The 23,824-nt window shown below is 55.5% G+C and carries 17 protein-coding genes and 1 pseudogene; 7 read left to right on the top strand and 11 right to left on the bottom strand.

Annotated features, from left to right (window positions below; all coding sequences use genetic code 11):
- Positions 1–24 precede the first annotated feature (24 nt).
- Positions 25–312 (bottom strand): co-chaperone GroES, encoded by a 288-nt coding sequence (locus LG371_RS00170; RefSeq protein WP_067593587.1) that lies wholly within the window; start codon positions 310–312, stop codon positions 25–27.
- Between the two features lie 555 nt (positions 313–867).
- Complete coding sequence (gene leuE / locus LG371_RS00165) at positions 868–1,518, bottom strand: leucine efflux protein LeuE (protein WP_067593590.1); 651 nt, start codon at positions 1,516–1,518, stop codon at positions 868–870.
- A 93-nt stretch (positions 1,519–1,611) separates the two neighbouring features.
- Between leuE and LG371_RS00160 the strand changes: the two genes are divergently transcribed.
- The 3 genes and pseudogenes from LG371_RS00160 to cah all read left to right on the top strand — a co-directional run bounded on the left by LG371_RS00160 (position 1,612) and on the right by cah (position 4,462).
- Positions 1,612–2,535, top strand: a complete 924-nt coding sequence (locus LG371_RS00160; protein WP_067593593.1) for a LysR substrate-binding domain-containing protein — start codon at positions 1,612–1,614, stop codon at positions 2,533–2,535.
- Between the two features lie 103 nt (positions 2,536–2,638).
- A pseudogene (locus tag LG371_RS00155) lies at positions 2,639–3,291 on the top strand (IS1595 family transposase).
- Between the two features lie 412 nt (positions 3,292–3,703).
- Positions 3,704–4,462: a carbonic anhydrase gene (gene cah, locus LG371_RS00150; RefSeq protein ID WP_370632652.1), complete on the top strand. Its 759-nt coding sequence runs from the start codon at positions 3,704–3,706 to the stop codon at positions 4,460–4,462.
- A 116-nt stretch (positions 4,463–4,578) separates the two neighbouring features.
- On the opposite strand, the gene LG371_RS00145 is transcribed toward cah, so the two are convergent.
- The 3 genes from LG371_RS00145 to uvrB all read right to left on the bottom strand — a co-directional run bounded on the left by LG371_RS00145 (position 4,579) and on the right by uvrB (position 8,395).
- The gene (locus LG371_RS00145; RefSeq protein WP_225747438.1) at positions 4,579–5,127 is read right to left on the bottom strand and encodes an SMI1/KNR4 family protein; all 549 of its coding nucleotides are present in this window, start codon (positions 5,125–5,127) and stop codon (positions 4,579–4,581) included.
- Positions 5,128–5,427: 300 nt separating this feature from the next.
- A complete protein-coding gene (locus LG371_RS00140) occupies positions 5,428–6,336 on the bottom strand; it encodes an HNH endonuclease (RefSeq protein WP_225747437.1) in 909 nt (302 codons plus the stop codon).
- 31 nt (positions 6,337–6,367) lie between these two features.
- Complete coding sequence (gene uvrB / locus LG371_RS00135; RefSeq protein ID WP_225747436.1) at positions 6,368–8,395, bottom strand: excinuclease ABC subunit UvrB; 2,028 nt, start codon at positions 8,393–8,395, stop codon at positions 6,368–6,370.
- A gap of 134 nt (positions 8,396–8,529) precedes the next feature.
- Between uvrB and LG371_RS00130 the strand changes: the two genes are divergently transcribed.
- Entirely contained in the window at positions 8,530–8,718 is a 189-nt protein-coding gene (locus LG371_RS00130) for a hypothetical protein (RefSeq protein WP_225747435.1), read from the top strand.
- Between the two features lie 4 nt (positions 8,719–8,722).
- Here LG371_RS00130 and LG371_RS00125 read toward each other — a convergent pair whose 3' ends face one another.
- Genes LG371_RS00125 through LG371_RS00115 form a run of 3 tightly spaced genes read right to left on the bottom strand, consistent with a single transcriptional unit; the run spans position 8,723 to position 14,795 of the window.
- Positions 8,723–10,210, bottom strand: coding sequence for an efflux transporter outer membrane subunit (locus LG371_RS00125; RefSeq protein ID WP_370632651.1), 1,488 nt, complete (start codon positions 10,208–10,210; stop codon positions 8,723–8,725).
- Positions 10,211–10,266: 56 nt separating this feature from the next.
- Complete coding sequence (locus LG371_RS00120) at positions 10,267–13,512, bottom strand: efflux RND transporter permease subunit (protein ID WP_225747433.1); 3,246 nt, start codon at positions 13,510–13,512, stop codon at positions 10,267–10,269.
- Positions 13,513–13,526: 14 nt separating this feature from the next.
- Entirely contained in the window at positions 13,527–14,795 is a 1,269-nt protein-coding gene (locus LG371_RS00115; RefSeq protein ID WP_225747432.1) for an efflux RND transporter periplasmic adaptor subunit, read from the bottom strand.
- A gap of 255 nt (positions 14,796–15,050) precedes the next feature.
- Between LG371_RS00115 and LG371_RS00110 the strand changes: the two genes are divergently transcribed.
- The 3 genes from LG371_RS00110 to LG371_RS00100 all read left to right on the top strand — a co-directional run bounded on the left by LG371_RS00110 (position 15,051) and on the right by LG371_RS00100 (position 19,779).
- A complete protein-coding gene (locus LG371_RS00110; RefSeq protein WP_225747431.1) occupies positions 15,051–15,725 on the top strand; it encodes a TetR family transcriptional regulator in 675 nt (224 codons plus the stop codon).
- A 152-nt stretch (positions 15,726–15,877) separates the two neighbouring features.
- Positions 15,878–17,257 carry a chloride channel protein gene (locus tag LG371_RS00105; RefSeq protein WP_225747430.1) on the top strand — a complete coding sequence of 460 codons (1,380 nt, stop codon included), beginning with the start codon at positions 15,878–15,880 and terminating at the stop codon, positions 17,255–17,257.
- Positions 17,258–17,535: 278 nt separating this feature from the next.
- The gene (locus LG371_RS00100) at positions 17,536–19,779 is read left to right on the top strand and encodes a TonB-dependent siderophore receptor (RefSeq protein WP_067592919.1); all 2,244 of its coding nucleotides are present in this window, start codon (positions 17,536–17,538) and stop codon (positions 19,777–19,779) included.
- A gap of 107 nt (positions 19,780–19,886) precedes the next feature.
- On the opposite strand, the gene LG371_RS00095 is transcribed toward LG371_RS00100, so the two are convergent.
- The 3 genes from LG371_RS00095 to gcvP all read right to left on the bottom strand — a co-directional run bounded on the left by LG371_RS00095 (position 19,887) and on the right by gcvP (position 23,662).
- The gene (locus LG371_RS00095) at positions 19,887–20,132 is read right to left on the bottom strand and encodes a CsbD family protein (RefSeq protein WP_225747429.1); all 246 of its coding nucleotides are present in this window, start codon (positions 20,130–20,132) and stop codon (positions 19,887–19,889) included.
- A 184-nt stretch (positions 20,133–20,316) separates the two neighbouring features.
- Entirely contained in the window at positions 20,317–20,604 is a 288-nt protein-coding gene (locus LG371_RS00090; protein ID WP_067592925.1) for a putative quinol monooxygenase, read from the bottom strand.
- A gap of 205 nt (positions 20,605–20,809) precedes the next feature.
- Positions 20,810–23,662, bottom strand: coding sequence for an aminomethyl-transferring glycine dehydrogenase (gcvP, locus tag LG371_RS00085; protein ID WP_067592928.1), 2,853 nt, complete (start codon positions 23,660–23,662; stop codon positions 20,810–20,812).
- Positions 23,663–23,824: the final 162 nt, after the last annotated feature.

Raw genomic sequence — 23,824 nt, 5'->3', positions numbered from 1 at the left:
AAATTATTGTCTTGATGGGTTTGCTTATTCGATGATGCCGAAGATGTCTTCTTCGCGCATCACCAGCAGCTCTTCGCCGTCCGCTTTCACGGTTTGGCCGCTGTATTTGCCGAAAATCACGCGGTCGCCCACTTTCACATCGAGCTTGCGGCGCTCGCCGCCTTTGCCCATTTTGCCGGCACCCACGGCAATCACTTCGCCCATATCGGGCTTCTCGGCGGCAGAGCCGGGCAAAACGATGCCGGAAGCGGTTTTTTCTTCGGCTTCCAGGCGCTTGATGACTACGCGGTCGTGCAGGGGACGAATTTTCATAAATCTTCTCTCCAAATTGAATGTGATGATTTGTTGCTACCCGGTTGAGGGTAAACAGAAATGTGCCGGCCAAAGCGCGGCACGCTGCTTATGCGGCGAAGGAAATAGGGCTGACGGCGGCGAATTCAAGGGCGGGAGGTGAAAAATATTCGGCGGGCAGATTGAGCGGCGGGGCGGGAGGTTTTTAACTTCGTTGAAGCTGATGCTTTCAGGTAGCCTTTGAGGCGGACGAGGCTACCTGAAAATGCTTCGGGCGGCTTGATTGGTTTTCAGGTAGCCTCTTTGCATGGCGGGCTGGGTTGGCTGAAAATCAAACGGCATTTTAGCGGGCTTGGGCAGGGTGATTGGGAGGGGAGAACGTTTGGCTCAAAGGCTACCTGAAAACTGCGGAAGAGGATGTGGATAATTTTTCAGGTAGCCTGAAAGGGCGGGAAGCGTTTGCAGCGCTGGTTGGGATAGGGAAAAAGGCTACCTGAAAAATCGCGAGGAGAGACTACCGATAGGAGTTTGAACACAAAGAACGGCGCGATTTTCCAGGTAGCGAGGAGGAGAGGGTTAGATGGCGGTGGCGAGCCACAGTTTGGCGGCGAAGAAGATAAACAGGGCGCCGGCGCTGCTTTTGCCCAATGCGGCGGCACGGCTGTATTTGGTGCCCACGCGGCCCACGGAATCGGCCATCAGAATCAGCGTGCTCATGCACAGCAGGCTGCACAGCTGGAACGTGCCGCCCAGCACCAGGAAACTCAGCTGCGGATGTTCATAGCGGATGTTGATAAACTGCACCATGATGGCGGGGAAAAACAGCAGGCTTTGCGGATTGGCCAAGGAAATAATGAGCGATTTGCGGAACACTTGCAGCCTGGTGCTTTCGGCGGCGTGGCTGTCGGCTTTGGCTGCGGCGGTGTGGCGCAGTTTGAGCCAGCCTTCGCGCAGCAGCATCACGCCCAAATAAGCCAGGTAGGCGCCGCCGGCCAGTTGCAGCGCGGTAAACAGGGAAGGGTAGGCTTGCAGCAGGGCGCTGGCGCCGAAGGCGGAGGCCACAATCAAAATGCCGTTGCCGAGGAAGATGCCGGCGAAAGCGCTCCAGCCGGGTTTCCTGCCGTATTGGCCAGCCACCGACAGGCAGTAAATCATATTCGGCCCGGGCAGCAGCACCAGCAGCAGCACGGCCAAGATATAAGCGGAAAAGTTAATGATACCGAACATTTATGTGCTCCCATTAACAAGATGTGCACACTATACAGCCGCTGTCTTGATATATAAAATACTGCCTAAAGAAGCCTGTGATAGGGAAAACAGATGATAAATTTCCGCCTCATCCGCCATTTGTGGCTGTTTCTCGCCGTGGCCGAAGAAGAACATTTCGGCCGTGCCGCCGAAAAGCTGAATATGTCGCAGCCGCCGCTCACCGAGCAGATCAAACAGCTGGAGCACGCCTTGGGCATGGTGTTGTTTGAGCGTTCGCGGCGCGGCACCAAGCTCACGGCCGCCGGCTATTCCATCCTACCAGTCGTGCGCAAATTTGCCGAGCAGATGCAGCAGCTGCAAAGCTCCGTGTATGAAATTGCCGCCGGGCGCAGCGGCATTTTGCATATCGGCGCGATTGCCGTGTCGCTGGTGGAAGTGTTGCCGCCGCTGATCGAGCACATCCACCGGCACTATCCCAACATCAGCATACAGGTGCGCGAAATTGACAGCGGCGACACCGAAGCGCTGCTGCAATCGGGCGAAATCGACCTGGCCTTCACCCGCTTAGAAATCCCGTGGGACAGCACCATCCACCTGCACACCCTGCGCCGCGAGCCGCTGGCCGTGGTGTTGCCGAAAAGCCACCCTTTCGCCTCCCGCACGGCGGTGGATTTGAAAGACTTGGCCGGCGAAGGCTTTGTGATGTTTGAGCGTGCCATCAGCCCCGATTCTTTCGACACCCTGCTGGCCGCCTGCCACCGCGCCGGCTTTTCGCCCAATATCCTGCACGAGGTGCGCACCATCGCCCTGCAGGTGGCCTTTGCCGGCTGCGGGCAGGGCGTGGCGCTGGTGCCCGCTTCGTCGGCACGCTATCTGCCGAGCAACGCCGTGCTGTTGCCGCTGAACGACGATATTTGGATCACCAGCGTGGCGCTGGCCTGGCACGAGGGGCAGCACGACCCGCTGCGGGATAATGTGTTGGCCCTAGCACGGGCATATTTTGAAGATGGGGCGGAAGGGGGAAAGGCTACCTGAAAAAAGGGAGGGGGTTCAGGTAGCCTTGGATGGGTTGGGGCTACCTGAAAAGTTGATTGGGTTTGGGGCTGACGTAGATTAGCAGCTATGCTAGGCTACGAAAATGCAAATAATCAATTGTAAACTAAGTGGGAAAATACAAAAGAAACTGCTCGAGTTTTTGTACTCGAAGTTACCGCCCGTGCCGCTGCTGATATTTTGGGCATACAGCCCAACTCTGCTATCCTGTTCTACCACAAAATCCGCCAAGTCATCAGCCATCATCTGGCACTGGCGGCCGATGAAATTTTCGCCGGCCCGGTCGAATTGGACGAAAGCTATTTCGGCGGACGCCGCAAAGGCAGGCGAGGACGTGGTGCGGCAGGCAAGGTAGTGGTATTCGGCATCCTGAAACGGCAGGGACGGGTCTACACTATTGTGGTGGATAATGCCAAGTCTGAAACATTGATGCCTGTAATAAAAAGGAAAATTATGCCGGACAGCATTGTCTATACCGACAGCCTGAGCAGTTACGACAAGTTGGGCGTGAGTGGTTTTATCCATCACCGTATTAACCATTCCAAGGAATTTGCAGACCGTCAAAACCACATTAACGGCATTGAGAATTTCTGGAATCAGGCAAAACGTGTCTTACGCAAATACAACGGAATCGACCGCAAATCTTTCCTGCTGTTCTTGAAAGAATGCGAATTTCGGTTTAACTTCGGTACACCGTCCCAACAGCTTAAAATCCTGCGGAGATGGTGTGGAATTTAGGGCTAATCTACGTCAGCCCCTTGGGTTTTTACCACGCTGAAGTTTTATTTTCAGGTAGCCTTTTTGGGGGAAATAACAGAAGTGGGTAGGGAGTGTGGCACAGCCGCGCATGCGGAGATGGAATTTCAAGTAATGCGTGCGTGCCGATAGCACATAATTCTACACGTTGTATTCACGGTTCATACAGTATGCAGTTAGTGGGGAATACAGGCTACGGCTTGCTGTTTAACACTTACCTAAAATAAAGTAGGATTTATGGCGAAATGAATTCGCTTTAACTTCATTGCACTAATGGTTTGAAGGCAGGGAAAGCTTGACCGAATCATTTAATATAGCTATCTTTCTAAAAAATAAAAATATTTATATACGCACTGCAACGCTTTTCCCACTCCTTAATAGAAAGGATCTTGCAATGCCTCGTTTCCCCCGCACTTTACCGCGCTTGACCGCTGTCCTGCTGTTGGCCTGTACTGCTGTTTCCGCTGCCGCACACGGTGACCACACCCATTGGGGCTACACCGGACATGACTCTCCTGAAAGCTGGGGCAACCTGTCTGAAGAATTTCGTTTGTGCTCCACAGGTAAAAACCAATCGCCTGTAAATATTACCGAAACCGTTTCCGGCAGACTGCCTGCCATTCAAGTTAATTACCGTCCGAGTGCCGTAGAAGTTGAAAACAACGGTCACACCATCCAGGTTAATTATCCCGAAGGCGGCAACACCCTGACTGTGAACGGCCGCACCTACACCCTGAAACAGTTCCACTTCCACGTGCCGAGCGAAAACCAAATCAAAGGACGCACCTTCCCGATGGAAGCCCATTTCGTCCACTTAGATGAAAACAAACAGCCTTTGGTATTGGCAGTGCTGTATGAAGCCGGCAGAACCAACAACCGCCTGTCTTCCATCTGGAACGCCATGCCGATGACAGCAGGAAAAGTGAAACTCGACCAACCGTTCAATGCTTCATCACTGTTGCCGCGGAACCTGCAATACTACCGCTTTGCCGGTTCGCTGACCACGCCGCCATGTACTGAGGGCGTATCATGGTTAGTGTTGAAAACTTATGACCACATCGACCAGGCACAAGCGGAGAAATTCACCCGCGCCGTTGGTTCACACAACAACCGCCCTGTGCAGCCGCTGAATGCACGGGTTGTTATTGAATAAGCGGTAACGCCGCAAACGAAGAGGCCGTCTGAAAATTCAGGCGGCCTTGTTGTTTATTTGCGGGGTATATGGCACAACTATGCACGCAGCTGGTGGGGATGTAGGCTGCGGTTTGCTCAAAGAGTATCTTCTCCCTCGCTTTTCACGCAACGGATGATCCAATCTTCAAAATGCCGCCATTCGGCTTCTTCGGCATAGGTGGCGGGATTAGCGGCATCGTGGATAAAAATATCGAAGTTGGGCTCGGCACGGGATAGGTCAAAGCCGAACCAATCTCCCATGCTGTGATGCGCGCCGATGATAAAGATTTTGCCTATGTCGGGGTGTTCGTCAGGCGGTAGATCGTCAAGCTCTTCGCGTAATAGTTGTTGGTAATAGGCATTTTGCTCCTGCAGTTGGGCGAGGTTGTAGGTTTCTATTTTGGGCGTTTGCGATACGGTTTGATCTATTACGCTGGTGTACCACGAATTGAAAAAATCCCCCGTGCCGCATTGCTGTAAAAATAAATAATAGCTCTCAGGCAGCCTGTTTTGTGTATAGTCGCGTATTGCATACAATTCATCGGTTGAAAGGGGATGTACATTGAAATTCAGATGGTTTGCATGAGATGTTTGGTTGTTTGTCAGCCAGTATTGAAGTTGTTGCAGGGCTTGCGGATAGGTCATGATGGTAGGGGTCTTTTTAAAATGGATTTTGTTGGGTATTGAACCAACTGGAAGAAATAAGTTTTCTAGCCATTATATTCGTTGCCTGAAATGAAACAAAGGTCGTCTGAAAACGCTAAATAGGTTTTCAGACGACCTTTTTATTATATGGTAATTGGGCAAAATGCAGGTTGGGTTGCAAGCACAACATTTCGTGAAGTTTAATAGCTTTGTTGGGTCTCGACCCAACCTACGCTTGCTTATGTTATTATGGAGGTGTCGGCTTGCTTTACATAATATCGGTAGCATTACCAAAGTTATTCATAAGTGCAAGAAAAAATCAAATTGGCCAATAGCAAAAGGTGTAACTGTAATAATTGAATTAACATAATCTACACTTGTTACTATTCCTAATCCTGAGAAAGAATTATGCCCACCACTAGGACGAAAATGTACAAAAGCAGTTGTTGTTGTGATCCAACGTGGATTAATTGGGAAAAGTACTTTAAAAGTATTTAACTTAGTATAGATATGTGGGTCTTTATTCCAATCTCCAGTAAATTTAACATTCATTAGATCAGTTTCACTCGTCATGTCGAAATTGATATTTTTTGTCCTAAATCGGTTTTGTTCAAATGAAATAAGCCTACCTTCTAAGCCTTCATGTAAAATAATTTCTTCAATAGGAATTGAACTAATTTCTAATCTTGTCAATGTATTTTCAAAATAAAGCATTACATGATTTAGCTCATAACTTAAACTATGCAAGCTTCTATTCAAATCAAAGGAATTTAAATTTAATTCTTGACCTAAACGAGCTGCCTGCTCGGCAAGACGTGGTATATTTAAATAAAAGAATATAGAAAATCTTAATCTCCATGGTTTTTCTTGCAAAAATTTCTGAGCAATCCATTTAATATGATTTTCTTTTATATTTTTTAAATATTGAACAGAATAATCTTCAATATTATCAGCATCATCAATTTCTTTATGGTGTTCTTGACATAAAAGCATTAGATTATCTACATCATCACGTTCTTGTTGTGTAAGATCAGATTCTCCACGGGGAGCACTTTGTTTGGAACCAACAATATGTGCGATTTCTCCAACTAAAGTTAATTTCCGGCTATTACGTTCATTTTTCTTGATTAGCTCTCTCTTGCAAATACAACATCTTGCAGCACATTGCCCCCAAATAATTTTTGCAATTTTTGTAGATATAGACATCATTGAATCCTAATTGATAATCCTAATTAAAAATTTACTCAGCCCCAAACAACAAATTCTCCTTAATCCCCCGAATTCTATCCCGCAACACAGCCGCCTCTTCAAATTGCAAATCCCGAGCCGCCTGCTGCATGGCTTTTTCCAGTTTGGCGATTTCTTTAATCGCATCTTCTTCGTTGTGGATTTCACCGACTTTGACCTTGTTTTTGCCTTTCAGACGACCTTTGCCGCTGCCTTCTTCGTGGTACACGCCGTCGATGATGTCTTTGACTTGTTTTTTAATCTGCTGCGGTACGATGCCGTGTTCTTCGTTGAATTTCATCTGTTTTTCGCGGCGGCGTTCGGTTTCGTCGATGGCGGCTTTCATGGAATCGGTGATTTTGTCGGCGTACAGGATGGCCACGCCGTTCACGTTGCGCGCTGCCCTGCCGATAGTCTGAATCAGGCTGCGGTGGGAGCGCAGGAAACCTTCTTTGTCGGCGTCGAGGATGGCGACGAGGGAGACTTCGGGGATGTCTAGGCCTTCGCGCAAGAGGTTGATGCCGACGAGTACGTCAAACAAACCTAATCGCAAATCTCTAATGATTTCAACGCGCTCTACGGTGTCGATGTCGCTGTGCAGGTAGCGCACTTTGATGCCGAGTTCGCTGTAATAGTCGGTGAGTTGTTCCGCCATGCGTTTGGTGAGGGTGGTAACGAGTACGCGTTCGCCTTTTTGGATGCGGTCGTTGATTTCGCTCATTAAGTCATCGACTTGGGTGGCGACGGGGCGGATGATGATTTGGGGGTCGACCAGCCCTGTGGGGCGGACGACTTGTTCGACCACTTGTCCGGCGTGTTCTTCTTCGTATTTGGCGGGGGTGGCGGAAACGAAGACGGTTTGCGGCATGACTTTTTCAAATTCGTGGAATTTGAGCGGGCGGTTGTCGCGGGCGGAAGGCAGGCGGAAGCCGTAATCGACGAGGTTTTGCTTGCGCGATGCGTCGCCTTTGTACATGCCGCCGATTTGGGTAACGGTAACGTGGCTTTCGTCGATGAACATGATGGCGTTGCTTGGCAGGTAGTCCATCAGCGTGGGCGGCGGTTCGCCTTCTTTTTTGCCGGAGAAGTGGCGGGAGTAGTTTTCAATGCCTTTGCAGAAGCCCATTTCGTAGAGCATTTCGAGGTCGAAACGGGTGCGCTGTTCGATGCGCTGCTGTTCGACGGGGCGTTGTTCGCGGGCGAAAAATTCGATGCGTTCGCGCAGTTCTTCTTTGATGGACTCGCAGGCGCGCAAGACGGTGTCGCGCGGGGTAACGTAGTGGCTGGACGGGAAGACGGTGTAGCGACCGACGCGCTGGTGCAGGCTGCCTGAAAGCGGGTCGAACATATCGAGGCGGTCGATTTCGTCGTCGAACAGGCTGATGCGCAGGGCGTTTTCGGAGCTTTCGGCGGGATAGACGTCAATCACGTCGCCGCGCACGCGGAAGCTGCCGCGTTTGAAGTCCAAATCGCCGCGTTCGTACTGCATGGAAACGAGCGTGGCGATGATGTCGCGCTGCTCGATGGTGTCGCCTTCTTTGACGGACAACACCATTTGTTGGTATTCGGTCGGGTCGCCGATACCGTAAATGGCGGACACGGTGGCGACGATAATCACGTCGTCGCGCGTCATCAGGTTTTTGGTGGCGGAAAGGCGCATCTGTTCGATGTGTTCGTTAATCGCGCTGTCTTTTTCGATGAACAAGTCGCGGCTGGGAACGTAGGCTTCGGGTTGGTAATAGTCGTAGTAGGAGACGAAATATTCCACCGCGTTTTCGGGGAAAAACTCGCGCATTTCGGCGTAGAGCTGGGCGGCGAGGGTTTTGTTGTGCGCCATGATGATGGCGGGGCGGCCGCTTTGGGCGATGACGTTTGCCATGGTGTAGGTTTTGCCCGAACCGGTTACGCCGAGCAGGGTTTGATAGGCCAGGCCGTCTTCCAAGCCTTCCAATAATCCTGCAATCGCAGTCGGCTGGTCGCCGGCGGGCGGGAAGGGCTGGTGGAGTTTGAAGGGGGAATTTGGGTATTGGATGATGTCCATGAGGCTACCTGAAAAATGGCAGATGGGTAAACGGGGCGGGCAAAAGGGAGATTATAACGCTAATTGATTAGTAGACCGGGAGCGGGGAGGCTACCTGAAAAGTTTCTATGCGGCTCAAATTTTTCAGGTAGCCTTTGATTGTTGGCATGGTGATACCGATTGAGGGCTGGCGGCTTAAAGGCTACCTGAAAAATAGAAAGGTGCGGCGATTGGATTGGGGGACACGGTTTTCAGGTAGCCTCAAGCTCGCTTGGGATGCGGGCAAAAGAACTGCCGGCCATGCTGTGGTGTTGCGGCATGGCCGGCAGGCTGGGGCTGCCTGAAAAATTATTTGCTGCTGCCGGCTTCGGCAGGGGCGGATGCGTTGCCGGCGGCTGCGTTTGCAGCGGGCGCGGCTTCGCTGTATTGCTTGAGGCCGCCGCCGAGGGCTTTATACAGGTCGGCCAGGTTTTCCAGCATATTGAGCTGGGTAGCGAGCACGGCGGAATCGGCGGAGTAGCTGCTGCGCTCGGCATCAAGCACTTCCAGCGAGCTGGACACGCCGTGGCGGTAGCGCAGGTTGATCAGGCGCAGGCGGTCGTTGTAGGCCTTTTGGGTTTGCAGGCGGGAATCGTATTGCTGCTGCAGGGTTTCGCGCGCCACCAAGGCGTTGGATACGTCTTGGAAGGCAGACTGCACGGCTTTTTCATAGGCGGCCACGGCAGACTGCTGGCGCAGTTTGGCCACGTCGAGGCTGGCGCGCAGGCTGCCCCAGTTGAAGATGGGCACGTTGATGGTGGGCGAGAACACCCAGGTGCGGTTTACGCCGTCGAACAGGCGCTTCATCTCGGTGCTGCCGGTGCCGATGGTGCTGGTGAGGCTGATGCTGGGGAAGAAGGCGGCGCGGGCGGCGCCGATGTTGGCGTTGGCCTGGCGCAGGTTGTGCTCGGCGGCGCGGATGTCAGGGCGGTTTTGCAGCACGTCGGAGGTGAGGCCGGCTGGCAGCTTGGTGATGCGGAACTGCTTATCCAGCGGCAGGCCGGCGGGCAGGTTGGCGGGCACGGGCTGGTTGATGAGGGTAACTAGGGCGTTGTGCGCCTGCTCGCGGGCGCGCAGGGCGGCGGCGTAGTCGGCTTTGGCCGATTCGATCAGGCCTTCCATTTCGCGCAGGTTGACGGCGGAAATCACGCCGGCGTTGTGCTGGATTTGGTTGAGGCGGTAGGTTTGCTCGCGGGTTTGCAGCACGCGTTGCGCCAACTTCATGGATTCTTCGGCGTAGCGTTCGTTGAAATAGGCTTTGGCCACGGAGGAAACGAGCGAGAGGTGGGCGGAATCGCGGGCGGCCACGCTGCTGAAGTAGCTTTGCAGGGCGGCGCGGTTGTTGCTGCGGGCTTTGCCGAAAAGGTCGATTTCGTAGGAGGCGATGCCGAGGCCGACGTTGTAGGATTCGGCGATGTAGGATTGGCCGGTGCTGCTCAAATCTTGTGCCACGCGGGCGCGCTGGCCGGTGCCGCTGGCGTTGATGCCGGGCAGGGAGGCGGCGCGGGTGATCACGTATTGGGCGCGCACGGCTTCGGCGTTGAGCGCGGCCATGCGCAGGTCGGGGTTGTTTTTCAGCGCCAGGGTAATCAGCGATTTGAGGCGCGGGTCGGCAAAGTAGTCTTCCCAGCCGGTGTCGGCGGCGCGGCTGACGCTTTGGCCGGCGGCGGTGTCGTAGCGGAATTGGGCGGGCACGTTTACTTCGGGCTGACGGTAGCTTGGCGCCAGGGTGCAGGCGGAAAGCAGCAGGGCGGAGGCGATGCCGGCCGCAATCGGTTTCAAATTGGTTTGCATAATGGGTCCTTGTATTTTTCAGGTAGCCTCATGCGGGGCAGAGGCTACCTGAAAAAAGCTTAGTCGTGGTGCAGGTCTTGTTTCTCTTCGTCGCTGAGGCCGCGTTCGGCTTCGGAAACGTACATGTCGGCCAGCTCGTGGCTGATGTTGCTGTGGGCGGCCGTGATTTCGGTTTCATGCTGGGTGGGCTTGAACAGCTTGCGCACCAGTACGTAGAACAGCGGCACGAGGAACACAGACAAGAGCGTGCCGATGGTCATCCCCCAGAATACGGTGGTGCCGATGGCGCGTTGGCTGGCGGAGCTGGCGCCGGAAGCGATATACAGCGGCACCACGCCCAAGATGAAGGCGAAGGAGGTCATCAAAATCGGGCGGAAACGCAGATGCGCGGCAGCAAGGGCGGATTCCATGGCGGTTTTGCCCTGGGCTTGCAGGTCTTTGGCAAACTCGATAATCAGAATGGCGTTTTTCGCGCTCAGGCCGATTACCGTAATCATGCCCACCATGAAGTAGATGTCGTTGAAATACACCTCCTGCGTGCGGAGCAGGCCGTTAAACATATTGCGGCCGAACACGCCGAGCACCACGCCGAGGAAGCCCAAAGGCGCCACCAGCAGCACGGCGGCCGGAATCGACCAGCTTTCATACAAGGCGGCCAACACCAGGAACACGGCTACCAGCACGAAGATATACAGGGTGGTGCGCTGGGAGGCGCCGCTGGCCTGTTCGCGCGATTCGCCGGCCCATTCCACGCTGTAGCCGTCCATCTGCGATACGATGCGTTCCACTTCGGCCATAGCGTCGCCGCTGGCAAAGCCGGAGTTTACCGCGCCGCTGATCGACATGGAGGGATAGCCGTTGAAGCGGGTGCTCTGCTCCATGCCGGCCTCCCAAGAGGCACTCACCACGGTGGAGAGCGGCACGGCCACGCCTTGGCTGTTGGGCACAGTCATGGCCAGAATCTGCTCAGGCTGCATGCGCGCCTGCGCATCGGCCTGCACGTAAACGCGCTGCAAACGGCCTTTGTTGGGGAAGTCGTTGATATAGGAGCCGCCCAATGCGGTGCTCAAAGCAGCACGGATGGAAGCCATGCTGATGCCTTGTGCGGCGGCGGCTTCGCGGTCGATCGACAACTTGAGCTGCGGCGCGTCTTCCAGGCCGGAAGAGCGGGTGTCGCCGAACATCGGGTTTTTACGCATTTCGGCAATCAGCTGGTTGCGGGCGGCAACCAGGGCCTGGTGGCCGTGGTTGTTACGGTCTTGCAGGTGGAATTCCAAGCCGCCGTTGCCCAGCTCGCGGATGGGCGGCGGGTTCACAGCAATGGCGAAACCGTCGCGGATTAGACCGCTGCCCATAAAGGCGCCAGTGAGTTTTCTAGTAACGCTGGTGGCATCTTGGCCCGCGCCTTTGCGTTCGTCCCAGTTTTTCAAAATCACGAAGCCCAAGGCCATGTTTTGGCCGCTACCTGAAAAGCTGAAGCCGGATACGGTGAACACGTCTTTCACTTCGGGCATGCCCATGGCGATTTTTTCCACGTTCAGCAAAGTGGCGTCGGTGCGCTCTTTGGTGGCGCCGGCAGGCAGCTGGATGCTCACCATCAGGTTACCCTGGTCTTCGGTGGGCAGGAAGGAAGACGGAATGCGGGTGAACAGGAAGGCGGCCACAGCGATGAGGGCAGCATACACAATCACCATCCGGCCGGCACGCAGCAGCAGGGCGGCCACCCAGCTTTCATAGCGTTTGTTGCCGGCATCGAATTTGCGGTTGAACCAGCCGAAGAAGCCGGTTTTTTCCTCGTGGTGGCCTTTGGCTACAGGCTTGAGCAGCGTGGCGCACAAAGCAGGCGTAAGCGACAGCGCGAGGAAGGCGGAGAAGGCGATGGAAATCACCATGGTGATGGCGAACTGTTGGTAGATTTTGCCGGTGGCGCCGCTGAACATGGCCAGCGGTACAAACACGGAAATCAACACGGCGGTAATGCCGACCACGGCGCCGGAAATCTGGCCCATGGCCTTATGCGTGGCTTCTCGCGGCGGCAGCCCTTCTTCCGACATGATGCGTTCTACGTTTTCCACCACCACGATGGCGTCGTCCACCACGATACCGATCACCAGCACCATGGCAAACATGGTGAGCACGTTGATTGACATGCCGAGATAGTAGATGCCGGCAAAACCGCCCAAAAGCGAAATTGGCACCACGATGGTGGGAATCAGGGTGTAGCGGATATTTTGCAGGAACACGAACATCACAATGAACACCAACACCATGGCTTCCACCAAGGTGTGCACCACTTGGTTGATGGAGATTTCTACGAAGGTGGAGGTGTCGTAGGGTGCATTCCATTTCATGTCGCCGGGGAAGTAGTTTTCCAGCGTGTTCATGCGGTCTTTCACCAAGGCGGCGGTGGCGGTGGCGTTACCGCTGTTGGAAAGCATCACGGCTAAGCCGACGGTGGGCGTACCGTTCAGGCGGGTGCTGGAAGAATAATCTTCCGAACCCAGCTCGATTTTGGCTACATCGCGCAGGTATACGTTGGCGCCGTCGGTGGTGCTGCGCAGAATGATGTTGCCGAATTGCTCAGGAGTGCTGAGCTGGCCTTCGGCGGTGATGGTGGCGGTGATGGTTTGCCCTTGGTTGGCCGGCAGCGAGCCGAGCGAACCGGCGGAAATCTGCGCGTTTTGGGCGCTGATGGCAGAAGAAACATCGGCAAACGATAGATTGAAATTTTGCAGTTTCTGCGGATCCACCCACACACGCATGGCGCGCTGAGAAGCAAATAGGCGCACCGCGCCCACGCCTTCCAAGCGTTGCAGCTCGGGCACGATGTTGCGCTGGGCGTAGTCGGCCATTTCTTCCAAGCTTTGGCTGGTGGAAGAGAGCGCCACCACCATCAGGAAGTTGGAGCGGGATTTCGATACGTTCACACCGTATTGCTGCACGGTGGTGGGCAGGCTGGACAACACTTCGTTCAGTTTGTTGTTTACCTCAATCTGCGCCACGTCTTCGTTGGTGTCGGGGGTAAACGTGAGCGTTACCGTGCCCCTACCGCTGGAGTCGGCAGAAGTGGACATATAATCCAAGCCTTCCACGCCGTTCATGTTGCGCTCAATCACGGCCAGCACGCTGTCTTCCATCACTTGGGCGGAAGCGCCGGGGTAGGTGGCGGTAAGGTTGAAGGTGGGCGCGGCCACAGACGGATACTGCGATACCGGCAGCTTCTGAATGGCCAGCACACCTGCCAGAATAATGAAAATAGAGATAACCCACGCAAACACGGGGCGGTCGATAAAGAATTTAGCCATTTATAGCAGCCCCTTTATTTGGCTTCGGAAGCGGGTTTGGCAGTGGAAGCGGTCGCAGGAGCCGAGGCGGCGGCAGGCTGTTTGGCCGGTGCGCTAGCGGGCGCGGCTGGAGCAGGCTGCTGTTGCGGCTGCGAAGCCTGCCATTCCTGTACCTGTACTTTCTGCGCACCCATCATGCCGGCAATCATGGTGCCGTCCACGGCCACTTTGTCACCGTCTTTCAGGCCGCCGCTAACAATCCAGTTGTTGCCGCTCTGGCCGGCAATGGCCACTTCCTGCGGGCGCATCGAACCGTCGGCAGCCACCACGATTACCGTATCTTTCTCGCCACGGGTAACCGCACGCTGCGGAATCAGGTAGGCACGGCTCATCTGCGCCTGTGGCAGGCGCACCTGCACATACAGGCCAGGCAACAGGATGTTATCTTCGTTTGGCACTTCCACGCGCAGGGAAACTTGGCCGGTGGTCTCGTTCACGGTCGGGTCGGTGAAGAGCAGGCGGCCTTTTTGCGGATATTCGCTGCCGTCTTCCATGATGATGGACACTTCCACTGCGCCGTTTACCGCGCTCATCTGGCCTTCGGCAATCTGGCGGCGCAGTTTCATCACTTCCAGCGCGGATTGGGTAACGTTTACATACATCGGGTTGGTTTGCTGGATGGTGGCCAGCACGGTGCTGCTGCCGGCAGTGAGCAGTGCGCCTTCAGATACGTTGGAGCGGCCGATGTAGCCAGAAATCGGCGCGGTGATGCGGGCGTGGTTCACGTTTACCTGAGCTGAGCGGATGGCGGCGCGGGCAGCGTTCACATTGGCCGCGGCCGAGCGCTGGGCGGCCACGGCGGCATCGTATTCCTGTTTGCTGATGGCATCGGCGGCCACCAAGGGCTGATAGCGTGCCAAATCGGCATTGGCTTTGGCTTGGGCGGCTTCGGCAGCGGCCAATTGGGCGCGGGCGCTGGCCAAGCCGGCGGAATAGGTGGCATCGTCGAGCTGGTAGAGCGCTTGGCCGGCCTGCACGTAGCTGCCTTCTTGGAACAGGCGGCGCTGGATGATGCCACTCACTTGCGGGCGGATTTCAGCGGAACGGAAGGATTCCAAGCGGCCGGGCAGGCTGGTGCTGATGGTGGTGTCTTCCGCTTTCACGGTGAGCACGCTCACCACCGGCGCGGGGCCGCCCTGTTGCTGTTGTTCGTTTTCCCCGCAGGCAGACAGAGCCAAAACCGATGCAAGTGCGATTGCGCTCAGTTTGAAGCCCGTTTTCCCTGATATGTTGAAAGATGTCATTATGGTGGCCTTATGAAAGTGTCGTTTAATTAACGAATTATGGCTGCTTGTGAGCCTTGGTGGCATAAGCAGCCGCAGAGAATAAGGCCGGCATTTTACGTGCATTGATGTATGTTGTCTATGATGGTTTACAAAAAACATAGCAAAACGCCAAAAAGCAACATTGCCGGCAGAGCGGGCGGGCGGGCCACTTGAAAGCAAACTCTAGGCATGACAAAATTCGATAATAAATAAACCAGATACAATAAAATAACGATGCGAAAAACCAAAGTTGAAGCACAAAAAACACGCAACTATCTGCTAAGGGCAGCGCTGGATACGTTCTATTTGCGCGGCATCAGCCGTTCATCTCTAAATGAAATTGCGCAGACCGCCGGCGTAACGCGCGGGGCGCTGTATTGGCACTTTAAAAACAAAGAAGACTTGTTTGAGGGCTTGTTTCAGCAGGTGTTTGCTGAATTGTCGAACGAATTGGCGCACGATGTGGAAACCCAGCCGCCCGATATTTGGGAAAGCTTCGAAGTGGCCACCATCAATATGTTTCAGCGGCTGGAAACCGATGAAACCATGCGGAAGTTCTGCAATATCATCCATTTAAAATGCGAATACACCGAGCAGAACCATTCGGTGGTGAAAATTATGCGCAGCTATCAGGATATGTGGCAGCGCCTGCTTACCGATACGCTCACGCTGAGCCTGCAAAAGAAACAGCTGCCGGAGGATTTGAATGTGAATCTGGCGGTGGTGTTTATGATGTCAGTGATTAGCGGGCTGATGAATATTTGGCTGAATATGCCGGAGCAGTTCAGCATCGGCAAAACCGCGCCGCATATCATTCGGGCGGCGATGGGGGCGTTGAAATATTCGCCGGATTTGTGTTCGCCGTCTGGCAAACAATTGCCGCTGAGTATGCGCCAGTATCGCGCTTAGGCTGATGCGCGAGTGAGGCTACCTGAAATTTCAGGTAGCCTTTTGGTTTTCTTTGGGCTACATTGCAGCAGCTTGAGGCTACCTGAAAATATGGTTTCAGCGAAGTGAAATATTTTCCTGTGTTTGTTGTGAATCTCAAAAATCTTGTTCTCATGAAATCCCTTTCTCCCAAATTGATTGTTTCCCTGCTGGCGGTGGGTGTGGCGGCGGGCATCACGGGCATTGTGCTGACGCTGCTGCTGCATGCGGTGCAGCATTGGGTGTTCGGCTATCCGGCGGATGTGGTGTTGCCGTATCGGGTGATGGTGGAGGAGAGCTCGCCGCTGCGGCGTTGGCTGGTGTTGCTGCTGTGCGGCGGGGTGGTGGGCGCGGGCTGGGTGTGGCTGCACCGCAAGGCGGCGCCGTTGGTGCCGATTAAAACGGCGGTGGTGAGCGGGCGGGAAATGCCGCTGGCGGCAACACTGCTGCACGGTTTGTTGCAGATTGTTACGGTGGCTTTGGGCTCGCCGCTGGGGCGGGAGGTGGCGCCGCGGGAAATCAGTGCGGCGCTGGCGGAGCGGTGGGCGAAGTGGCGCGGGCTGGATGCGGAGGAGCGGGGGGTGCTGCTGGCTTGTGCTTCGGGGGCGGGCTTGGCAGCGGTGTATAACGTGCCGCTGGCGGCGGCAGTGTTTGCGCTGGAAACGCTGATGTTGTCGTGGTCGCGGGATCGGTTGTTGGCGGCGCTGATTGCTTGCGGGACGGCGGTGTTGGTGGTGCGCGCGGGGCTAGGGGATGTGATTCAGTATCCGATGCCGGCGTTTCCGCTGCCGGATTGGGGGTTTAATGTGTGGGCTTTGGCAGTGGCGCCGTTGTTGGCTTTGGGGGTGTGGGGCTTTGAGCGGTGTATGGGGAGGCTACCTGAAATTCCGCGGCGCAGTGTGCGGATGGTGTGGGTGGCGTTGGCGGCGTTTGGGCTGATCGGGTTCTTGGCTTGGTGGTTTCCGGAGATTATGGGCAACGGGAAGGCGGGCAATCAGCTGAGTTTTGCGGGGGATTTGGATTGGCGCTATGCGCTGGGGCTGCTGGGGGCGAAGTGGGCGGCGCTGCTGCTGGCCACGCTGGCGGGGGCGTATGGCGGGCGGATTACGCCTTCGATGATGTTGGGCGGGCTGATTGCGTTTGCGGCGGCTTGCGGGTGGAATGTGCTGCTGCCGGGGGTGGACGCGGGGCGGCGGCGTTTGTGGGGGCGGTGGTGTTTTGGGTGTGGCGCAGAAAATGCCGGTAACAGCGCTGGTGTTTATGCTGGAGCTGTCGCGCCAATCGCCGGCGCTGTGGCTGCCGCTGTGTTTGTGTATGGGGCTAGCACTGGGGGTGTACCGTTTGCTGCCGGCGGGGGAGGGCGGCTGAGGCGGGCTGTGTGGGACGGGAAAAGGCTACCTGAAAAATGGTTTCAGCTTTGCAGAAACTTGCTTTGCTTGTTTCGCTGCGTTGAAGCTTGCGTTTTAGCTTCGCTGAAACTCAGCCTTGCTTTACAAGATATCGTTTTCAGGTAGCCTTTTGTGTGGGCGTGGTGGCTACCTGAAAATGGGGCAGGGCTGATGTGCGGGATTTTCAGGTAGCCTGTTCTGCGGCGGGTAAGTGTTTGTCTAAAAGAATAATTGTGTTTTTGGGTTGGGCGCGCAGGGAATAACCTTGGCGGCGGCTGTGGTTATTTATCAACAGCCGGGCTGTTAATAAGAATTAAATTTATTTGCACTCGTTTGCAAAAGATTATAATGCGCCGCGTTGTTCTATTCTATTGCTTACTTTGTTTAATTTAAAGGGAAAAATCATGCAGCATCCGTTCAAGCCCACCCTCATCGCCGCCCTGCTGGCTGCCGCCGTGCCGGCCTGGGCCGACCAAAGCCCCGAGCCGGCCGATTCCGCCGAGCTGGAAACCATCCAAATCACCGCCCGCAACCGCAGCACGCGCACTGAAAACAGAAACAGCTACACCACCTCCGCCATGCGCACCACCACCGGTCTGGCCCTGTCGCCCAAGGAAACGCCGCAGTCGGTGAGCGTGATCACCAAAACCCAGTTGGATGACCAAAACATCAGCCGTATTGAAGATGCACTGAAAACCACCACCGGCGTGAATGTATTCCGTGATAGCAACCGTTTCCGCTTTCAATCACGCGGTTTCTACATCAACCGTATTGAAGAAGACGGCATGGCAGTAACCGTGAGCGGCTCGATGTTGAATACCAACGCTGATCCGCACAGCCAAACCGATTTGGCGATTTACGACCACATCGAAGTGGTGCGCGGCGCCACCGGTCTAACGCAAGGCAACGGCGAGCCCGGCGGCACCATCAACGTGGTACGCAAACGCCCGACTTCTATGAGGCAGGCCAGTGCCAGCATCAGCGCCGACCGATTCGGCAGCGTGCGCGGCGTGGGTGATTTCTCCGGCGCACTCAATGAAGCCCGTACCGTGCGCGGCCGTGCTGTGGTGGCAGCCGAACGTAGCGACTCGTTTAAAGATGAGGTGGACGGTCGCAAATATGTGCTTTACGGCGTATTGGATGCAGACCTTGGCGAAAACACCAAAGCCACCGTCAGCGCAACTTATCAAAACGAACACTCTGTTCCCGACCGCTACGGCGTGCCGATGGCTTTGGGCGGAGGTGATGCGGGTTTCTCGCGCAAAACCTTCCTCGGTGCTGGCTGGAATACCGAAGAAACCAGCAAGCTTAACCTATTTGGCGAAGTGGAATATCGTTTTAATGAAGACTGGAAGCTGACAGGCAAAGTCAATTACACCAAATCCCGCTATATGACCGAATGGGCAGCCTTGGGCAACACTAATAACACTTACACAGGCTTGCCGGCAGATGGCACTTTAGCTGTGAGCGGCCGTGCCACGCGCATGGACAATGACGGTTCGCAGTTTGGTCTCCAAGCCAATCTGGTCGGCAAATATCGGCTGCTCAGCCGTGAGCATGATGCATTCGTTACCCTGAACCACACCCGCGAAAAACTGCATGCCCACTGGCGCCAGCACACCAGCACCGCCAATTTCAACGCCTACGATTTCCACCACAACATCGCTTATCCCGATTTCAACACTGGCCCATACCGTTTTCACGAATATGAAGACTACACGCTGACTACGCAGGGGATTGCTGCCGGCACGCGCTTCAATATCCTAGACAACCTGCACTTGATTGCCGGCACGCGCTACACCCGCTGGAAAAGCGATTATCACGACCGCTATGCCGGTACGAGCGGCGTATGGACTTACGACCCCAACTACAAAACCAAAAACCGTTTCGTTCCCTATTTCGGCCTGACTTGGGACATCAACCCCAACCACAGCCTGTATGCCAGCTACACTCAAATCTTCAACCCGCATCTGAGTGCGAGAGATGCGGTAGGCAAACCCCTAACCCCGATGACCGGCACCAATATCGAAGTGGGCTGGAAGGCCGACTGGTTTGGCGACAACAAGCTCAATACCGCATTGGCACTGTTCCACATCATCCAGAAAAACCGTTCGATCAGTTCTGCCGACCGCAGCCCCTATACCGGCCGTTATTACAATATTCCGCTAGGGCGCATCCAAAGCCACGGTTTTGATGCCGAAATTTCAGGTAGCCTCAATGAAAACTGGAAAATCTTTGCCGGCTATACTTTCAATACCAGCAAATACCGTACAACAGAAGGCTCGCAGGCATATTTCCAAGAAGGCGCCAACTACAACAGCTGGACGCCGAAGCATATGTTCCGGCTTTATACCAGCTACCGTCTGCCGTTCGGCGAACGCAGATGGACAATCGGCGGCGGTGTGAGTGCGCAGAGCAAAACCGGCAATCTCTACACCGGCACGTTGCAAAGTACCACCCAGGGCGGCTACGCTTTGTGGAATGCCAACGTGCAGTACGAGTTCAACGACCACATTAAGCTGAGCCTGATCGGCACTAACCTGACCGACAAACGCTATTACGAAAACAATCGCGTGCGGAGCAGGGGCATCAATAACTTCTTCGGCGAACCGCGCAACATCATGTTCAAGCTCGATTGGAAGCTGTAAGCCAAACGCTTAAGCAATAAGAAAGGCTACCTGAAAACGTAGCGCAGTGAAGTTTCTGCGAAGCTAAAATTTTCAGGTAGCCTTTTATCCGTGCAGGATGAAGCGGTTTAGAACTTGCCTTTGATCTCGTTGATCAGGCCTTCGGCTTTGCCTTTGGCTTCGTTCACCAGCTCTTCGGCAGATTTCTTGCCTTTTTCCAGCACATCGGCGGCTTGTTTTTCCACGTCGGCAATGGCTTCTTTGGCTTTGCCCACTCCTTCCTGAATCAGGCCTTCGGCCTGCAGCTTGCCGCTGCCTACGGCGTCGCCCACTTCTTTCTTCACTTTGCCTACGATTTCGTCGAAATTGCTCATATTGATGCTCCTTGGTAATGAGTGTGGAAAGGAATACGCACTATAACCCGCGCGGGCGGCGGCGTAAAACCGATTAACGCGGCTTTACGGTTTGCTTTGGATGTGCACACGGTGCCCCGCAAGCCAAAAGGCTACCTGAAAACCGTGTTGCAGTTTTCAGGTAGCCTTTTGGTTTGGCAGGGGGTTACTTAATCTGGGTGTAGAGCTGGATTACGGGCGGTTTTTCGCAGGCTTCCACTAGGATGGGCACGATGCGGGTAAAGTGGGCGGAGGCGGAGTGGGTGTCGAGCACGGCTTGGTTTTGCCACAGTTCGATGAAGCTCACTTGGTTGGGCTGCTGGGTGTTTTGGTAGAGGTGGTAGGAGAGGCAGCCGTTTTCTTTGCGGGTTTCGGCAATCAGCTCGTCGCAATGCTTGAGGAAGGCGTCGAGCTGGGCGGGTTTGACTTCAAATTGGGCTACTACGGTAATCATGGAGGTCTCCTTGATGAGGGTGGGAAAAATATAGTGGATTAAAATAAGAATGCTACCGCGTTGGCTCGCCTTGCCGTACTACTTGTACTGTCTGCGGCTCGCCGCCTTGTCCCATTCTTATTTTAATCCACTATAAAGAGGCTACCTGAAAACGGAAAACAGGGTTTCAGGTAGCCTCTTGCGTTCAGACTAACCTTGGAGGGGCTTAGTCTTCATAGTGCTCGATGCTGGGGCAGGAGCAGACGAGGTGGCGGTCGCCATACACGTCGTCGATGCGGTTTACGCTCGGCCAGAATTTGTTTTCGCGCACGTAGGGCAGCGGATAAACGGCTTCTTCGCGGCTGTAGGCACGGTTCCATTCGCCGGTTACGTCGGCGGCGGTGTGCGGTGCGTTCACCAGCGGGTTGTCGTCTTTCGGCCATTCGCCGCGCTGCACTTTGAGCGCTTCCTGCTTAATCTGCTTCATGGCGGCAATGAAGCGGTCGAGCTCGGCCTTGCTTTCGCTCTCGGTGGGCTCGATCATTAGCGTTCCGACCACGGGGAAGGACATGGTGGGCGAATGGAAGCCGTAGTCCATCAGGCGTTTGGCGATGTCCAGCTCGGTGATGCCGCTTTCGGCTTTGAGCGGGCGCAGGTCGATGATGCACTCGTGGGCCACGCGGCCGTTTTTGCCGGTGTAGAGCACGGGGTAGTCGGCGGAGAGCTGTTTGGCCACGTAGTTGGCGTTGAGCAGCGCGGTTTCGGTGGCGCGGCGCAGGCCTTCGGCGCCCATCATGCTGATATACATCCAGGTAATCGGCAGGATGCTGGCGGAACCATACGGGGCGGCGGCCACGGCGCTCATGCCGGGCGTGAAGCCTTCCACGGGGGCGACTGCGTGGCTCGGGGCGTAGGGGGCGAGGTGGGCTTTGAGGCCGATGGGGCCCATGCCCGGCCCGCCGCCGCCGTGCGGGATGCAGAAGGTTTTGTGCAGGTTCATGTGCAGCACGTCGGCGCCCACTTCGGCCGGCTGCATGATGCCCACTTGGGCGTTCATGTTGGCGCCGTCCATATACACTTGGCCGCCGTTTTCGTGGATGATGCGGCAGATGTCGCGGATGCCTTCTTCATACACGCCGTGGGTGGAGGGATAGGTGATCATCAGCGCGCCGAGGTGGTCTTTGTGTTGCTCGGCTTTGGCTTTCAGGTCGGCGATGTCCACGTTGCCGTGTTCGTCGGTGTCCACAATCACAATCTGCATGCCGGCCATATGGGCGGTGGCAGGGTTGGTGCCGTGGGCGGAACGCGGAATCAGGCACACGTTGCGCTCGGGGTGGCCTTGCGCTTCGTGGTAGCGGCGGATGGTGATCATGCCGGTGTATTCGCCTTGCGCGCCGGAGTTGGGCTGGATGCAGACGGCGTCAAACCCGGTTACGGCTTTGAGCTGCTCTTGCAGGCCGTGAATCATTTTCAGGTAGCCTTGAACCTGCTCGCGCGGGGCGAAGGGGTGGATTTCGGTGAACTCGGGCCAGGTGATGGGAATCATCTCGCTGGTGGCGTTCAGCTTCATGGTGCAGGAGCCGAGCGAAATCATGCTGCGGTTCATGGCCAGGTCGCGCTCTTCCAGTTTTTTCAGGTAGCGCAGCATTTCGTGTTCGGTGTGGTAGCTGTTGAACACGGGGTGTTGCAGGATGTTGCCTTGGCGCTGGAGTTTTTCAGGTAGCCTGCTGGCCGGGGCGTTTTCGGGCAGGGCGGCTGCCTTGCCGGTGAAGAGTTCGGCCAGCTGGGCAAATTCTTCGGCGGTGGAGGTTTCGCTGAAGGCGGCAGCCAGCACCTGATCGCCGATGCGCAGCAGGTTGTAGCCTTTGTCTAGCGCTTTCTGATACACGGTATCTGCCTGAGCCTTGCCGCCAAAATCTACGGCCACGGTGTCAAAGAACACGGAATGGAGCACTTTGCAGCCGGCTGCCTGCAACACGTCGGCAAAGGCGGAGGCCAGCGCGTGGATGCGGCGGGCGATGCGTTTTACGCCTTCGGGGCCGTGATACACGGCATACATGCCGGCTAGGTTGGCCAGCAATACTTGCGAGGTGCAGATATTGGAATTGGCTTTTTCGCGGCGGATGTGTTGTTCACGGGTTTGCAAAGCCATACGCAGCGCCGGTTTGCCTTTGGCATCCACGGATACGCCGATGATGCGGCCGGGGGCGGAGCGTTTGTCTTTGTCTTTGAAGGCGAAATAAGCGGCGTGCGGGCCGCCGAAGCCCATCGGGATACCGAAGCGCTGGGTGCTGCCCAAGGCGATGTCGGCGCCCAATTCGGCCGGCGCTTTCAAGAGCACGAGGCTCATGATGTCGGCAGCCACGGCCACAATCGCGCCTTTGGCTTTCACGGCGGCAATCACGTCGCCCAGGTCGGCCACGTCGCCGTCTTTGCCCACATATTGGAACAGGGCGCCGAAGTATTCGCCGTTGCGCGCGGTGTCGAAATCGCCCACCACCAGCTCGAAGCCGAAGAATTTGGCGCGGGTTTTGAGCACGTCGAGCGTTTGCGGATACACGCGCTCGTCCACAAAGAATTGGTTGGATTTGGATTTGCCCACGCGGCGCGCCATGGCCATAGCTTCGGCGGCGGCGGTGGCTTCGTCCAGCAGGGAGGCGCCGGCCAGCTCGAAGCCGGTGAGGTCGAGGCACACTTGCTGGAAGTTCAGCAGGGCTTCGAGGCGGCCTTGCGAGATTTCGGCCTGATAGGGGGTGTAGGCGGTGTACCAGCCTGGGTTTTCCAGCACGTTGCGCAGGATCACGTTGGGCAGGCGGGTGGGGTAGTAGCCCAGGCCGATGTAGCTTTTGTTGATGCGGTTTTCGCTGGCGATGCCTTTGAGTTTGCCTAAGGCATCGGCTTCGCTCAAGGCTTCGGGCAGCTTGATGGTGCCGGGCATGCGCACGTTGTGCGGCACGGTGTTTTCCAAAAAGCTGTCGATGTCTTTTTCGCCCAGGGCGGCCAGGAGCGCGGCGCGGTCGGACAGGCTGAGGTGGCGTCCGACAAAGTCGTTGCCGTGGAAGAGTTCGTTAAACTTCATGTTTCTGCATCCTTTCTACTGACTCAGTGTTGAGATGGAGGGGGATTGGAACAGACGGTTAATATTGTAGCGCAAAACGGGGTGGCTGCGGCGGGCGGCGGGTGGAAATATTTTTGTGTTGGGTCATGATAACTTTAATAAATGTCTTGCACGCGGCATTTT

The sequence above is a fragment of the Eikenella sp. Marseille-P7795 genome (assembly GCF_916618725.1).
GTDB classification, from domain to species: Bacteria; Pseudomonadota; Gammaproteobacteria; order Burkholderiales; family Neisseriaceae; genus Eikenella; species Eikenella longinqua.
Note: the sequence above shows the minus strand (reverse complement) of the source record. Positions and strands in the feature narration are given on the sequence as shown.

Excerpts from the sequence above, each read along its gene's own strand:
- LG371_RS00170 (WP_067593587.1), bottom strand. The coding sequence starts at position 312 with ATGAAAATTCGTCCCCTGCACGACCGCGTAGTCATCAAGCGCCTGGAA.
- LG371_RS00120 (WP_225747433.1), bottom strand. The coding sequence starts at position 13,512 with ATGGCTAAATTCTTTATCGACCGCCCCGTGTTTGCGTGGGTTATCTCT.
- LG371_RS00115 (WP_225747432.1), bottom strand. The coding sequence starts at position 14,795 with ATGACATCTTTCAACATATCAGGGAAAACGGGCTTCAAACTGAGCGCA.
- LG371_RS00140 (WP_225747437.1), bottom strand. The coding sequence starts at position 6,336 with ATGATGTCTATATCTACAAAAATTGCAAAAATTATTTGGGGGCAATGT.
- gcvP (WP_067592928.1), bottom strand. The coding sequence starts at position 23,662 with ATGAAGTTTAACGAACTCTTCCACGGCAACGACTTTGTCGGACGCCAC.
- LG371_RS00090 (WP_067592925.1), bottom strand. The coding sequence starts at position 20,604 with ATGATTACCGTAGTAGCCCAATTTGAAGTCAAACCCGCCCAGCTCGAC.
- LG371_RS00100 (WP_067592919.1), top strand. The coding sequence starts at position 17,536 with ATGCAGCATCCGTTCAAGCCCACCCTCATCGCCGCCCTGCTGGCTGCC.
- leuE (WP_067593590.1), bottom strand. The coding sequence starts at position 1,518 with ATGTTCGGTATCATTAACTTTTCCGCTTATATCTTGGCCGTGCTGCTG.
- uvrB (WP_225747436.1), bottom strand. The coding sequence starts at position 8,395 with ATGGACATCATCCAATACCCAAATTCCCCCTTCAAACTCCACCAGCCC.
- LG371_RS00095 (WP_225747429.1), bottom strand. The coding sequence starts at position 20,132 with ATGAGCAATTTCGACGAAATCGTAGGCAAAGTGAAGAAAGAAGTGGGC.
- LG371_RS00105 (WP_225747430.1), top strand. The coding sequence starts at position 15,878 with ATGAAATCCCTTTCTCCCAAATTGATTGTTTCCCTGCTGGCGGTGGGT.
- cah (WP_370632652.1), top strand. The coding sequence starts at position 3,704 with ATGCCTCGTTTCCCCCGCACTTTACCGCGCTTGACCGCTGTCCTGCTG.
- LG371_RS00110 (WP_225747431.1), top strand. The coding sequence starts at position 15,051 with ATGCGAAAAACCAAAGTTGAAGCACAAAAAACACGCAACTATCTGCTA.
- LG371_RS00160 (WP_067593593.1), top strand. The coding sequence starts at position 1,612 with ATGATAAATTTCCGCCTCATCCGCCATTTGTGGCTGTTTCTCGCCGTG.
- LG371_RS00145 (WP_225747438.1), bottom strand. The coding sequence starts at position 5,127 with ATGACCTATCCGCAAGCCCTGCAACAACTTCAATACTGGCTGACAAAC.